Source organism: Streptomyces sp. YJ-C3, from assembly GCF_053891275.1.
In genome coordinates, this window is the sequence record NZ_CM132685.1 from 5,413,975 (window position 1) to 5,427,527 (window position 13,553).

Genomic DNA, 13,553 nt, shown 5'->3' on the forward strand with positions numbered 1-13,553 from the left:
TACCGGGCCCCAGCCGCGCGTGGACGCCGCCGTCCGGGGTCAGGACGGGAGCGGAAGGGGGTGCAGGCTGTGCGAGCGATCACCGGGCTCTGGCGTTGGCGCCGCAATCCGTTGCGCCGCAGGACCGACCTGGCGGAGGCGTGGGTCGCACTGGTCGCGCTGATGCTCATCGTCGTCGCCGCACCGGTCGTCGGCGTCGTCGCGGGATCCCTGTCGCGTGACGCGCTGTACCGCTCGGTCCAGGAACAGCGGAGCTTGCGGCACCAGGTCACGGCGACGGTGGTGCAGAAGGTGGCACAGCCGCCGCTCGACTCCGATCCGGAGACCTCGACCGCGCGGGACGCGCACAGCCGGGTCATCGCGACCTGGAAGGCGCCGGACGGCACAGCCCACCGGGACCGGGTCATCGCCGCGCTCAACACTCCGCACACGGGCGACACGTTCCCGCTGTGGATCGACGGGCGGGGCCAGGTCGTGGGCCGCCCGCTCGACCGCACGACAGCGACCACGCACGCGGTGCTGGCCGGATTCGGCGCCGCCGTCGCCGTCACCGGTCTCGTCGAGGGCACCAGGCGCCTGGTCGTGTGGCGCATGGTCCGTCGCCGGTACGCGCGTTGGGACCAGGCCTGGGACATCGCCGGTCCCGACTGGGGCAGGACGGGCACGGGCAGCTGACAGGGTGCGACTCCGGTCAACTACCGTGCTCCGCGCACGCTACGGTGGACCCACCTTTCGCAGGAACAGCGCCGGGCAGGGCGTGAACACGACCCGCGTACGACGAGGTGGGGGCAGATCAGCGCCATGGCACAGGGCACGGTCCAGGTGACGCACACCGGCACATCGCGGTGGCGGCGCCGCACGGGTGAGTACGCGTCACTGGCCGCCGCCCTGGAAGCAGCAGGTGATGGAGACGTCCTGACCATCGCCGCGGGCACGTACAGAGAGAATCTGGTCGTTCAGCGGGCGGTGACCCTGCGCGGCCCCGAGGGCTCCCCCGGTTCGGTGCGCATCGCGCCCGTCGACGGGGTGCCGCTGACCGTGCGGGCCTCGGCGACCGTGCAGGACCTGCACATCGAGGGGCAGGACGCGGCGGCGCCCGCGCTGCTCGTCGAGGAGGGCGCCCCGGAGCTGGTCGACATACGGGTCGTCACCCGGTCCGCCTCCGGGATCGAGGTGCGCGGGGGCGCGCGCCCGACCGTGCGGCGCTGCGTAGTCGACAATCCCGCGGGCATCGGCATCGCCGTCCTGGACGGCGGGGGCGGCGTCTTCGAAGAGTGCGAGGTCGTGGCCGCAGGTCAGGCCGGGGTCGCCGTACGCGGCGGCGCGCACCCGCGCCTGGAGCGCTGCCGGGTGCACCACACCTCGGGTTCAGGGCTGTCCGCGACCGGCGAGCACAGCGGCCTGGAGGCCGTGGGCTGCGAGGTGTACGAGGTCAAGGGCTCGGGCGTGCAGATCACCGGCCGCGCCACGGCCCACCTCACCGACTGCGACGTGCACCGCACGACGGCCGACGGCGTCACGCTCGACACGGACGCGGTGCTCACGCTCGCGGACTGCCGCATCCACGACATTCCGGAGAACGCGATCGATCTGCGGTCTCGGTCCGTGCTCACGCTGACGCGGTCCACGGTGCGCATGTTCGGGCGCAACGGCCTGTCGGTCTGGGACCCGGGCACACGCGTGGACGCCAATCAGTGCGAGATCCACGACAGCACCGGCGACTACCCGGCGGTGTGGGTGAGCGACGGCGCGACCGCCGTGCTCGACGCGTGCCGGGTGCACGACGTGCCGGACGCGCTGTTCGTGCTGGACCGCGGCTCGCGCGTCGACGTCGTCGACAGCGACCTGTCCCAGGTGCGCAACACCGCGGTGTCGGTGAGCGACGGGGCGACCGCGCAGCTGGACGACTGCCGCATCCGTGAGGCCGCGACCGGCGCCTGGTTCCGCGACCACGGCAGCGGCGGCACGCTCGCCAACTGCACGGTGGACACGATCCAGACCGGCGTCATCGTCACCAAGGGCGCCGACCCGACGATCGAGCGCTGCACGGTCACGGCTCCCGCGGAAGCGGGTTTCTACGTGTCCGCCGGCGGCCGGGGCAGTTTCACCGGCTGCCGCGTGACGGGCAGCGGCGGCTACGGATTCCACGTGATCGACGGCTGCCGTACGACCCTGAAGAAGTGCCGTACGGAGCGGTGCGCGCGCGGTGGCTACGAGTTCGCCGAGGACGGTCCGCTCGTGGAGGAGTGCACGAGTGACGAGAGCGGCGGCGTCCGCCCGGGCGGCGTGCCGGCCGCCCCGGAACCGGCCGTGCAGACCGCCACCCAGTCGGTCGGGCTGCTCAGCGCCCTGCCCGACCAGCGGCCCGCGGCGGCCGCGGAGTCTGCGCCGAAGGCGTCCCGTCCGTCCCAGGACGTGCTGGGTGAGCTCGACGCCCTGGTGGGCCTGGAGAGCGTCAAGCGCGAGGTCCGGGCGCTCACCGACATGATCGAGGTGGGCCGCAGACGCCAGGAGGCGGGCCTCAAGGCGGCGTCCGTGCGACGTCACCTGGTGTTCACGGGCTCCCCCGGTACCGGCAAGACGACGGTGGCGCGTCTGTACGGCGAGATCCTGGCCGGGCTCGGCGTCCTGGAGCAGGGGCATCTCGTCGAGGTGTCCCGGGTCGACCTGGTCGGCGAGCACATCGGGTCGACGGCGATCCGCACCCAGGAGGCCTTTCAACGGGCCCAGGGCGGCGTGCTGTTCATCGACGAGGCGTACGCCCTGTCCCCCGAGGACTCCGGGCGCGACTTCGGCCGTGAGGCGATCGACACGCTCGTGAAGCTGATGGAGGACCAGCGGGACGCCGTGGTCGTCATCGTCGCCGGCTACACCGCGGAGATGGAGCGGTTCCTGTCGGTCAACCCCGGTGTGGCGTCCCGCTTCTCACGGACCATCACCTTCTCCGACTACGTTCCCGAGGAGCTGCTGCACATCGTGGAGCAGCAGGCCGACGAGCACGAGTACCGGCTCGCCGCCGGGACGCCCGAAGCGCTGCTGAAGTACTTCACGGCGATCCCGAAGGGCCCGGCGTTCGGCAACGGCCGCACGGCGCGCCAGACGTTCGAGTCGATGGTGGAGCGGCACGCGGGGCGCGTCGCCCAGGTCGACGAGCCCAGTACCGACGACCTGACGCTCCTCTACCCGGACGACCTCCCCGAGCTGCCCTGAGGCTCGCCCTCGGGCCGCGGCTGCGGGAGGCCCGGCTTCAGGCGGGCCAGCAGCCGTCCCCGTTCCTCGGCGAAGACCGGGTCGGCCTGGTAGTCGCTGTGTCCCAGGATCGGTGCGGGCAGCGGGTGCTGCTCGGTGCGGCCGTAGGCGAGCGGGTCGAGCAGGGCCGGGTGGTCGACCTGCGGACCGCAGTCGCCGGACAGCCGGATCGGGCCGCCGATGGGGTCGGTCCTGCGGTGCAGGTTGCGCCAGCAGTCGACCTGGCGGTGCAGGGATGTCAGGGCGGCGGGTCCGAAGTGCGCCGGGAACCACCGCCCGTACAGGCGCTCCAGCGGTGATCCGTAGGTGAGCAGTCCGACGCGTTTGCGCACCGAGGGGTGGAGCTGCCAGGCGGCCGCCGCGGCGAGGACGCTGCCCTGCGAGTGGCCCGACAGGACCAGACGGCCGCCGGTGGTGCGCGTCCATGTGTCCATGCGCCAGGTCAGGTCGGGGACGGCGCGCTCCGCGTAGCAGGGGGGCGCGAAGGGGTGCGCGGCACGCGGCCAGAAGGTGCCCACGTCCCAGAGGATGCCGATGGTGCGGCGCGCGGAGGGGTCCTTGTAGGCGCGGCGTCCCCAGGTGACGAACAGTATGAAGCCGACGCCGATCAGCCAGGAGCCGAGCGCCTGCGCGGTGTCGGCGGCGCCCTCGACGACGGAGTACGTGCCCTCGGCCGCGGCCCCCGGGACGTCGCCGGTCGACCAGGCGCCGGCCACGGCGAGGGCGCCGAGCAGCAGCGTCACGGACGAGATGACGCCGATCATCAGCGGGGCCCGGTCGGTGAGGGCGGCACGCGCGCGCGTGCCCGCGATGCGATCGGTACGGGCCTCGTCGGAGGGTTCGCCGCTCGCGCCGGGCCGGCCGTCGAGGTGGTAGTCGATCCGGACCTGGGCGGTCTCGCGCTTCTTGACGCGCGCGGTGCGGACGGCGAGGGCGGCGCACAAGGCGGCGATGACGACCAGCAGCGGCGGGATCACCGACGCCTGCCAGGAGAGCAGGACCGGCGGGCCCTTGATGAGGCCGCTGGTGCCGTCGAGCCAGTCGGCGACGCGCTGCGCGACGCCGCCGGTCATCACGCCGCCGAGGGCGCAGGCGAGCATCGCGGTGGCGGGACCGCCGAGGCCGCGCAGGGCGGTTCGGCGGTCGGGGGCCCTGCCGTAGATCACCTTGGCGACGACGGCGAGGGCCACCACCAGGGAGCCCTGGACGAGGGCGATGCCGCCGAAGGTCACGTCGCCGGGCAGCCGTCCGGACGAGCTCCATCCGGGACGGGACCAGCCCGCGTACAGCATGCTCAGCGCGAGCAGGGCGAGCGCCCCGTACGGCAGGACGCGGACGAGGACGCGGTCCAGGCCGACGTCCAGCGTGTTCTCGCTGCGGCCGCGGTGGGCGACGACGCCGATGACGACGACCGCCCCCACGAGCAGGGCGCCGACGAGGATGCGGCCCAGAATGTCGAGGAGCACGGGGCCGCCGGGCGCCCGGTCGTGGCGGGCCGCCGCGGTGCCGACGGCGGCGGCGACGGTGAGCAGGCCGGCCGCGGAGTGCGCGGCGCGCAGCCGTGCGACCAGGCGGCGCCCGTACCAGAAGCCGGGTTTGCCGAGGGCGGTGCTGGTGTCGCCGTCGTCGGGTTCGGGCTGGTGGGACGGCGGGAGGTGGGACTCGTAGGCGCTCCATGTGCGGTGCGAGAGGCACCAGAGCAGGGCCGTGAGGGCGGTGGGCACGAGCGCGGCGAGAGCGAGGCGGCGGCCGGGCTGGCTCCACCAGCCGCCGTCGCCGTGCGCGTCGACGGCGAGGAAACCGAGCCACGTCCGCTGTTCGCCGCACGCCGCGGTGCCCGCGCACTGCCATGCCGTCAGATCGAGGGCGACCTCGCACGCGGCGGCGACGAAGAGGACCGTGAGGGTCAGTCCGGCGAGGCGGACGAGCAGCCCGTAGAAGCGTACGGCGCCGGACTTGCGGAGGGCGTTGGGCCGCATCCAGTGGGCGAGGTTGACGATCATGAAGGGCAGCAGCACCAGCCACAGGGCCCGTGAGCCGTTGCCCGAGGTGAGGTTGCACCAGACGTACGCCTCGGGAACGGGCTTGCCCCGGTAGTCCTCGGGTCTGCTCTCCGCGTCGACGTCGTCGACGCGTCGGAAGACCGCCGCCGTCTCGTCGCCCGACACCCGCACGGTGCGCGGGTCGTCGAGCATCTCCTGGGGTGTGGTGCCGCCGACTCCGTGGACGAGCAGTTCCAGAGCGGTCTCGTCCGCTGCCCGTGCCTCGTGGGCCTGGTGGTTCTCGTGGGATGTGTGGTTCTGAAGATCCTTGTGCTTCTGAAGGTCCGCGTGACTCTCAAGGTCTTCGCGGTTCTGAAGGTTCTCGCGCGCCATGTCGTGGTGTCCCCCGTTCTGAACTCCACCAGGATCCCGGCTCAGCGCTCCCGTCCGCACCCCTCGTCACGGAATCTCCCCGATCGTTGTGTCGGGGAGGTGCAGGTCGCACGCGCGGGCGGTGGTACGCGTGTCGGTGGCGCGTGCGAGGATGACAGACCAGAGCAGGCCGTGTGGCAGGCGTGACCAGGCGAAGGGACCCGACGGGACGTGAGCGAGAATCAGAACCTCCTCGCAGAGCAGCGCCGCGCCCTGATCCTCGAGGAGGTCCGCCGCCGCGGCGGCGTCCGGGTCAACGAACTGACCAGGAAGCTCGGCGTGTCCGACATGACGGTCCGCCGTGACCTGGACGCGCTGGCCCGGCAGGGCGTCCTGGAGAAGGTGCACGGCGGCGCCGTCCCGGTGGTCGAGGCCAGCACGCACGAGCCGGGCTTCGAGGCGAAGTCCGGCCTGGAGCTGACCGCCAAGGAGGACATCGCGCGCGCCGCGGCGGCCCTGGCCGCGCCCGGTACGGCGATCGCGCTGTCCGGTGGCACGACGACGTACGCGCTGGCGCAGCACCTGCTCGACGTGCCGGACCTGACGGTGGTCACCAACTCGGTGCGGGTGGCCGATGTGTTCCACGCGGCGCAGCGCAGCTCGGGCAGCCGGCCGGGCGCGGCGACGGTGGTGCTGACCGGTGGCGTGCGCACGCCGTCCGACTCGCTGGTGGGACCGGTCGCCGACCAGGCCATCGCGGCGCTCCACTTCGACGTGCTGTTCCTCGGGGTGCACGGCATAAGCCCGGAGGCCGGCCTGTCCACGCCGAACCTCGCGGAGGCGGAGACGAACCGGCGGCTCGTGCAGTCCGCGCGGCGCGTGGTGGTCGTGGCCGACCACACCAAGTGGGGCACCGTGGGCCTGAGTTCGTTCGCGGCCCTCGATCAGGTGGACACGCTGGTGACGGACGCGGGGCTGCCGGTGGAGGCGCGCGCGGAGGTCTCCGAGCACGTGCGGCTCGTCGTCGCCGGTGAGCCGGAGTCCGGTACAGACATCTGACGGACTGCCAGCTATGGTGTCCGTACCCGGTCAACCAGTCTGTTCCGCTTGCCCGTTGGGGCGTCCAGTAGGGGGGCTGAACCTTCATGGCACGCCGTCTTCTGCCTGTCGGCCTCGATTTCGTCGAGACCGCCCCGGTCCGGCTCGTGTTCGCCCGCGAGGTGTCGGCCTCGCCCGGGGCGGTGTACCGGGCGCTCGCCGAGGACGTCGCCGGGTGGCCCCAGTGGTTCTCGGCGGTGACGCTGGCCCGGCCGCTCGACGAGGGGGCCCGGCGGGAGGTCCGCCTCAAGGGCGGGACGCGGTTCCTGGAGACGATCGTGGCCGCCGAACCCGAGCCGGACGCGGTCTACGCGTACCGGGTCGACGAGACGAACGCACCGGGGATCCGGGCCCTGTTGGAGGAGTGGCGGATCGTCGAGGTGCCCGGTGGCGCGCGGGTTCAGTGGACCTTCGCGGCGGACGGGGCCGCGCCGTTCCGCATCGGGCTGAAGGTGGGGCGGGCCGGGCTAGGGCGGGCGTTCCGGGACGCGGTGGGGGCGCTTGAGCGGCGGCTGGCTTCGGCACCCCGCGCCGAGAGTTGAGGTCACGGGGCGTCGCCCCGGACCTCGTTCCGCACGCGGCGCGGGGCCGTGATCGGCCGGAGGGGACCTATCGGGGCCACTCCCCCGTCTCCAGCAGCAGCCGGATCGCCTCCGCGTACGGCCCGATGTCCAGCCCCTGCTGCGCCAGCCACTCGTCCGAGTAGTACTTGTCCAGGTACCGGTCGCCCGGGTCGCACAGCAGCGTGACCACACTGCCCTTGCGGCCCTCGGCCACCATCTCCGCGACGATCTTGAGCGCGCTCCACAGGCCGGTGCCCGTCGAGCCGCCCGCCTTGCGGCCGATGGCCTGCTCCAGGGCGCGGACCGCCGCGACGCTCGCCGCGTCGGGGACCTTCATCATGCGGTCGATGGCGCCGGGCACGAAGCTCGGCTCCATGCGGGGGCGGCCGATGCCCTCGATGCGGGAGCCGCAGTCGCTGGTGGCGTCGGGATTGCCGGTCGTCCAGCCCTCGAAGAAGCACGAGTTCTCGGGGTCGGCGACACAGACGCGGGTGTCGTGCTGGTTGTAGTGCACGTAGCGGGCCAGCGTGGCCGAGGTGCCGCCGGTGCCGGCCGTCGCCACGATCCAGGTCGGGCAGGGGTAGCGCTCCAGCTCCATCTGCCGGTAGATCGACTCGGCGATGTTGTTGTTGCCGCGCCAGTCCGTGGCCCGCTCCGCGTACGTGAACTGGTCCATGTAGTGGCCGCCGGTGCGGGCGGCGAGGGCCGCCGACTCCTCGTACATCGTTCTGGAGTCGTCGACGAAGTGGCACTGGCCGCCGTGGAATTCGATCAGTCGACATTTCTCGGCGCTCGTCGTACGCGGCATCACTGCGATGAAGGGGACGCCGATCAGCTTCGCGAAGTACGCCTCCGAGACGGCCGTCGAGCCGCTGGACGCCTCGATGACCGGGCGGCCCGGCCGGATCCAGCCGTTGCACAGCCCGTAGAGGAAGAGCGAGCGCGCGAGGCGGTGCTTGAGGCTGCCGGTGGGGTGTGTCGACTCGTCCTTCAGATAAAGGTCGATGCCCCAGTGCTCGGGGAGCGGGAAGCGCAACAGGTGGGTGTCCGCCGAGCGGTTGTTGTCGGCCTGGACCTTTCGGACAGCCTCTTTCAGCCACGTCCGGTATGCGGAGTCCGTGTGGTCGACATCGAGCGTCGTCATCGGCTCCCCCGCCGTACCGTCGCCCGCGGGGCGACCCTGCTGCATCATGCTCACCGCGCGGCTCCTTCGCGTCGTTCCGAGCGTCGGCCCGGGCGAGACCTCACAGAAGGGGGTGCCGTGCGAGCCGGTGCGGGTCCGGCCGAAGTGACCGGACGCCTCGATCATAGACACCTTCCACACGCTTCTCACCTGCATAAACACGCCTTTGAGCACCTCAAAGGCACGCCTGGCGCAGCTGGGGAACGCTCGGGCGAGGGGGCGCATATTCCGTTTGCGCCTACCGCTTCACACCGCGTCCACATGCACACTGGTGCTCCTGGCCCGGTGCGTGCAGACTGCACCGCACGAAGGCACTCAAGGGGGCGAAACAGCATGGCGGAGCCGGAGTTCACGGCGACGGGCGTGCGGATCGGGCGGCGGCTGCGCTCGCTGACCCGGGCCGGACAGATCCGGATCGCGGGTGGCAGGCTGGAACTGCTGACGAGTTACGGCAGCGAGATCGACAGCGCGCCGCTGCGTGAAGTCCGTGCGGGCAAGCCCTGGTTCGGCTCCGAGGACCGCGCCACGGCGGAGGTCGACGGCCGGCGCTATCTGCTGCGTCTCGGCGGCCAGAGCGGAGAGGCCGGGCCGCCCGCCGCCCGCCGGTTCATCGAGGCCGTCCGCAGCGCCGCGGCGCGCGCCACCTGACCCGGAGCAGCACCGGGAACAGCCGCCGAAGTTGCACGCCCGCATCCCCTGGGTCACGCTGGTCACACATCACTACTCAGGGTGCACCGGCGATGACGCTGCGAACCAGCCCGCCGGACACGTAGCGGGCGGTCCTGTCACAGCGTGGTCGCTCCGCTCGATGCGTTCTCGTCTTCCGGACCTCACTTCGGGGAGTCGCAGCCGTGATCAGCCAGCCGAGCAGGCATTGCGCGGTGGAGCTCCAAGCCCTGCCGTCGCGGATCGGACAGGTCCGCAGAATCGTATCGGCGCAGTTGCGTTACTGGCATCTCGATCCGTTGATCGACCTTGCCGCGCTCGGTGTCACCGAGCTGCTGACCAACGTCCACCGGCACGCCGAGCCGGACAAGATGTGCACCGTGGAGATCGAGCTGCTCCGTGAGCGGCTCACGGTCTCGGTCCTCGACCACGATCCACGCCTTCCCGTGGTGCGCGACGCGGAGCCGCTGTCGACCTGCGGCCGCGGTCTCGCCATGGTGGCCGCGGTCAGCGAGAGCTGGGGAGTGCGGCCGCACGGCGACGGCGGCAAGGTCGTCTGGTTCACGCTGCCCGCCCCGTCGCCCGCGGTGGCTCTGCCCCCGTATCCGGTGTACGGGTCCGCGGCCGCACTGTGTGCCGACGCTCCCGAGCGGCACGTATCGGGGCATGCTCCCGCCCGGTCGGCCGTCGCAGGCTGACCGGGCGGTGACGACCGCTCCCGTACGTCACTCGGTGGCGATGGCGCGCAGTACGTCCAGGCGTGCCGCCCTGCGGGCCGGTCGCAGTCCGGCCAGCGCGCCGGCCGCGAGCCCGACCAGGGCCACCACGACGAGCTGCGCCGGCGGCAGCGTGAACGCGAAGGCGCTGTCGCTCGCGCCGTCGGACGCCTCGACCAGGACCCAGCCGAGGAACCCGCCGAGGACGAGACCGCCGGCCGTGCCGAACGCGGCGACGAGGACGGACTCCCAGCGGACCATGGCGCGCAGTTGGCCGCGGGTCTGGCCGACGGCCCTGAGCAGGCCCAGTTCACGGGTACGTTCGTGCACCGCGAGCGTGAGCGTGTTGGCGATGCCGAGCAGCGCGATGAGGACGGCCAGGGCGAGCAGCGCGTAGACGAGGGTCAGCATCATGTCGATGCCGCCCGCCGCGGACTGCGCGTACTCGTCGCGGGTCTGCACCTCCGGATTGCCGTACGCCGCGGCGACCTTCTCGACCGCGGCGGTGCCGTCGGCCTGGGTGACGCCGTCCTTGAACGTGACGGAGACCAGCGTGTCCGCGTCCTGGGTGCGGTGCGGCGCCCAGGCCTCGCGGGTGATGACGTAGTCGCCGGCGAGTTCCGAGCGGCCGTAGACGGCGCGGACCGTGAAGGGTTCCTTCGTCCCGTCGGTGAAGGCGAGCCGGACCGTGTCCCCGACCGTGAGGTGCTGCCGGTCGGCTTCGGTGCGGGTGAGGGCGATGCCGTCGGCGCCCAGGCCCTTCATGGAGCCCTGCACCGTACCGAGGTCGAAGGCCCGCTCCAGTGCGGCCGGGTCCGTGACGGTGAGGGCGCGGCCCTTGCCGTCGACGTCCGCGACGCCCCGGCCGAGCCCGACGGCCGTGGCGACTTCCGGCCGCTCGGCGACGGCGGGCGCGAGTCTCGGGCTGAGGCCGCTGCCGCCCGCGCCGAACGACGGGGTGGACACGGCGACGTCGCCCGCGAAGGACCGGTCGACCGTCTGGTTCATGGTCGTCTTCAGGGAGGCGCCGAAGACCGTGAACAGGCAGACCACGGCGACACCTATCATCAGGGCACTGGCGGTCGCCGCCGTCCGCTTCGGGCTGCGCAGGGCGTTGCGGCGGGCGAGGCCTCCGGTGACACCGCGCAGCCCGGCCACCGGGCTGCCGAGGACGCGTACGGCGGCGGTCGAGGCGACCGGGCCGAGCACGACGAACGAGACGAGGAGCAGGACGGCGCCGGTGCCGGCCGACGCGAGGGACGGTGAAGCCAGGACGCCGACCAGCGTGACGGCGACGGCGGCGAGACCGAGCGTGCCACCGAGGACGGTGCGGCGGCGGGAAGCACCCGAGGCGTCGACGGCGGTCTCCCGCAGAGCGGCGAGCGGTGCGGTGCGTCCCGCGCGCAGGGCGGGGAGCAGGGCCGAGCCCAGGCAGACGACGACGCCCACGGCCAACGGCAGCAGCATCGACAGGTCGCTGATCACCAGGTCGCCGTCGGGGAAGGGGAATCCGATGGCCGGGAACAGCGCCTGGAGTCCGGCCGCGATACCGATGCCGCCCGCGAGACCCGCGGCCGAGGCGAGGACGGCCACGGCGCCCGCCTCGACGAGCGTCGCCGCGGTGACCTGACGGCGGGCTGCGCCCAGGGCCCTCAACAGGGCGTTCTCGCGGGTGCGTTGGGCCACGACGATGGCGAAGGTGTTGTGGATCGAGAACGTCGCGACGAGCAGCGCGACGCCGGAGAAGACGAGCAGGAACGTGGTGAACAGGCTCAGGAACTGGCCGGAGATCATGTCGGTGTTCTCCTGCGCCGACTCCGCGCCGGTGAGGGCCTCGACTCCCCCGGGAAGACGAGCCGCCAGGGTGTCGACGAGCTGCCGCTGGCTCACGCCGGGAGCCGCGCGGACCTGGATCGTCGCGGCCTCCCCCGGCTTCGCCGTGAGGTACTTCTCGGCGTCGGCTTGGGTCAGGCCGGTGAAGGTGACCTGGGCCATGCCGTCCTCGCCGCCGAACGTGGCCAGGCCGACGATGGTCACCTGCACCGGCTCCGGGGTGCGCAGCGTCGTCGTGTCGCCGATCTTCAGGTGCCCCTGCTGCGCGGCGCCGCGGTTGACGACGGCCTCTCCGGACCTCTGCGGGGTGCGGCCTTCGGCGAGCCGGTACGCGTTGAGCTCCGGGTCGTCGATCCAGTTGCCGGCGAGGGTGGGCGGGCCCTGGCCGCCGATGGGTGAGCCGTCGGCCGCCAGGAGCTGGCCCGCGCCCTGGATGTTCGGTGCCGCGGCGGCGACCGCGGGCTCCTCGGCGAGGTCGTCCGCGAGTGAGGCGTCGACGGGGCGGCGGGTGCCCTGGCTCTCGCCGGGCGTGGTGATGACGCTCGTACTGCGTACGACGGCGTCGGTACCGCTGCTGGCGCCCGCGAACATGGAGTCGAAGCTCGCGCGGAGCGTGTCGCCCATGACGAGGGTGCCCGCGAGGAACGCGACGCCGAGCAGCACGGCGGTGAACGTACCGGCGAAGCGCCGTTTGTGGGCGGTCAGGGACTTCAGGCTGAGACGCACGGCTGCGTTCATGACGGACCTGCCGCTCGGGACGCGGTGCTGTCGAAGGCCTTCATGCGGTCGAGGACCTTCTCGGCGGTGGGGTGCTCCATGCGGTCGACGAGGCGGCCGTCGGCGAGGAAGACGACTTCGTCGGCGTGGGCGGCGGCGACCGGGTCGTGAGTGACCATGACGACGGTGCGGGCCGTCTGCCGCACGGTGCGGCCGAGCAGCCCGAGGACCTCCTCGCCGGAGCGGGAGTCGAGGTTGCCGGTGGGTTCGTCGGCGAAGACGACATCGGGCCGGCCCGCGAACGCCCGTGCCACGGCGACGCGTTGCTGCTGCCCGCCGGAGAGTTCGGCGGGCCGGTGGTGCAGGCGGTCGCGCAGGCCGACGGCGTCGATGAGCGTGTCGAGCCAGTCGGCGTCGGGGCGGGCACCGGCGAGGTCCGTCGGCAGCGTGATGTTCTCCGCGACGGTCAGCGTCGGCACGAGGTTGAAGGCCTGGAAGACGAAGCCGACGCGGTCGCGGCGCAGCAGGGTCAGTCGCCGGTCGTCCAGCGCGCTCAGGTCGGTGTCCCCGATGTGGGCGGAGCCCTCGGTGAGGGTGTCGAGCCCGGCCGCGCAGTGCATCAGCGTGGACTTGCCGGAGCCGGAGGGGCCCATGATGGCGGTGAACCGTCCGGCGCGGAAACCGACGCTCACGCCGTCGAGGGCACGGACGGCGGTGTCGCCGCGGCCGTACACCTTGACGGCGTGCTCGACGCGCGCCGCGGTGCGGGTGAGCGTCGCGGTGGTCATGCCACACCGCCCTTGGCGGGCCTGCCGCCGGTGGCGTAGTGCCCGAACTCCTCGTTCAGGACGGTCAGCCGGCGCCAGTACTCGTCCTCGTCGATCTCACCGGCGGCGAAGCGGCGGCCGAGCACGGCGATCGGCGAGTGCTCGTCGACGCGCGGCCCGGGCCGCCAGGGTCCGCGCCCGCCGCGCCGGACGGTGCGCCGCAGCAGCGTGACGCCGCCGACCACGACGGCCGCCCAGATCAGCGGGAAGAGAAGGATCCACGGGCCGGGGCCGTCGCCGCCGAAGTGCGCGAGGGTCTGCATCTTACTCATCTCCCAGGTCTGCCGGAGGGGGTTCCACCTGTTGTGGGTGATGAGTCGAGCGTCGCGCCGGCCGGGGGTCGACGT

At 72.7% G+C, this 13,553-nt stretch carries 11 protein-coding genes; 6 read left to right on the plus strand and 5 right to left on the minus strand.

Annotated elements, in window-relative coordinates; genetic code table 11:
* Window positions 1-69 precede the first annotated feature (69 nt).
* On the plus strand, window positions 70-675 hold the full coding sequence (locus ACVHNB_RS24200; RefSeq protein WP_456225860.1) for an Rv1733c family protein: 606 nt from the start codon (window positions 70-72) through the stop codon (window positions 673-675).
* Between the two features lie 126 nt (window positions 676-801).
* Window positions 802-3,210: a right-handed parallel beta-helix repeat-containing protein gene (locus ACVHNB_RS24205; RefSeq protein ID WP_456225861.1), complete on the plus strand. Its 2,409-nt coding sequence runs from the start codon at window positions 802-804 to the stop codon at window positions 3,208-3,210.
* Here ACVHNB_RS24205 and ACVHNB_RS24210 read toward each other — a convergent pair.
* The gene (locus ACVHNB_RS24210; protein ID WP_456225862.1) at window positions 3,180-5,624 is read right to left on the minus strand and encodes a hypothetical protein; all 2,445 of its coding nucleotides are present in this window, start codon (window positions 5,622-5,624) and stop codon (window positions 3,180-3,182) included. The genes ACVHNB_RS24205 and ACVHNB_RS24210 overlap by 31 nt on opposite strands.
* A 210-nt stretch (window positions 5,625-5,834) precedes the next feature.
* Between ACVHNB_RS24210 and ACVHNB_RS24215 the strand changes: the two genes are divergently transcribed.
* Complete coding sequence (locus ACVHNB_RS24215) at window positions 5,835-6,662, plus strand: DeoR/GlpR family DNA-binding transcription regulator (RefSeq protein ID WP_428956579.1); 828 nt, start codon at window positions 5,835-5,837, stop codon at window positions 6,660-6,662.
* A gap of 86 nt (window positions 6,663-6,748) precedes the next feature.
* Entirely contained in the window at window positions 6,749-7,243 is a 495-nt protein-coding gene (locus ACVHNB_RS24220) for an SRPBCC family protein (RefSeq protein WP_428956578.1), read from the plus strand.
* Between the two features lie 67 nt (window positions 7,244-7,310).
* Here the strand turns inward: ACVHNB_RS24220 and cds1 are convergent, their stop codons facing one another.
* Window positions 7,311-8,453 (minus strand): L-cysteine desulfhydrase Cds1, encoded by a 1,143-nt coding sequence (gene cds1 / locus ACVHNB_RS24225; protein WP_428957746.1) that lies wholly within the window; start codon window positions 8,451-8,453, stop codon window positions 7,311-7,313.
* A 327-nt stretch (window positions 8,454-8,780) separates the two neighbouring features.
* On the opposite strand from cds1, the gene ACVHNB_RS24230 reads away from it, so the two are divergent.
* Window positions 8,781-9,095, plus strand: coding sequence for a hypothetical protein (locus ACVHNB_RS24230; RefSeq protein WP_428956577.1), 315 nt, complete (start codon window positions 8,781-8,783; stop codon window positions 9,093-9,095).
* Between the two features lie 203 nt (window positions 9,096-9,298).
* The gene (locus tag ACVHNB_RS24235) at window positions 9,299-9,811 is read left to right on the plus strand and encodes an ATP-binding protein (protein WP_428956576.1); all 513 of its coding nucleotides are present in this window, start codon (window positions 9,299-9,301) and stop codon (window positions 9,809-9,811) included.
* Between the two features lie 27 nt (window positions 9,812-9,838).
* Here the strand turns inward: ACVHNB_RS24235 and ACVHNB_RS24240 are convergent, their stop codons facing one another.
* The 3 genes from ACVHNB_RS24240 to ACVHNB_RS24250 are packed head-to-tail and all read right to left on the minus strand — an operon-like array spanning window position 9,839 to window position 13,469.
* A complete protein-coding gene (locus tag ACVHNB_RS24240; protein ID WP_456225863.1) occupies window positions 9,839-12,400 on the minus strand; it encodes an ABC transporter permease in 2,562 nt (853 codons plus the stop codon).
* A complete protein-coding gene (locus tag ACVHNB_RS24245; protein WP_428956574.1) occupies window positions 12,397-13,167 on the minus strand; it encodes an ABC transporter ATP-binding protein in 771 nt (256 codons plus the stop codon). The genes ACVHNB_RS24240 and ACVHNB_RS24245 overlap by 4 nt, the downstream gene beginning before the upstream one ends.
* A complete protein-coding gene (locus ACVHNB_RS24250; protein WP_428957745.1) occupies window positions 13,164-13,469 on the minus strand; it encodes an SHOCT domain-containing protein in 306 nt (101 codons plus the stop codon). Before ACVHNB_RS24250 ends, ACVHNB_RS24245 begins: the two co-directional genes overlap by 4 nt.
* Window positions 13,470-13,553: the final 84 nt, after the last annotated feature.

Coding starts and splice junctions, on each gene's coding strand:
- ACVHNB_RS24230 (WP_428956577.1), top strand. CDS start 8,781: ATGGCGGAGCCGGAGTTCACGGCGACGGGCGTGCGGATCGGGCGGCGG.
- ACVHNB_RS24205 (WP_456225861.1), top strand. CDS start 802: ATGGCACAGGGCACGGTCCAGGTGACGCACACCGGCACATCGCGGTGG.
- ACVHNB_RS24250 (WP_428957745.1), bottom strand. CDS start 13,469: ATGCAGACCCTCGCGCACTTCGGCGGCGACGGCCCCGGCCCGTGGATC.
- cds1 (WP_428957746.1), bottom strand. CDS start 8,453: ATGCAGCAGGGTCGCCCCGCGGGCGACGGTACGGCGGGGGAGCCGATG.
- ACVHNB_RS24245 (WP_428956574.1), bottom strand. CDS start 13,167: ATGACCACCGCGACGCTCACCCGCACCGCGGCGCGCGTCGAGCACGCC.
- ACVHNB_RS24220 (WP_428956578.1), top strand. CDS start 6,749: ATGGCACGCCGTCTTCTGCCTGTCGGCCTCGATTTCGTCGAGACCGCC.
- ACVHNB_RS24240 (WP_456225863.1), bottom strand. CDS start 12,400: ATGAACGCAGCCGTGCGTCTCAGCCTGAAGTCCCTGACCGCCCACAAA.
- ACVHNB_RS24210 (WP_456225862.1), bottom strand. CDS start 5,624: ATGGCGCGCGAGAACCTTCAGAACCGCGAAGACCTTGAGAGTCACGCG.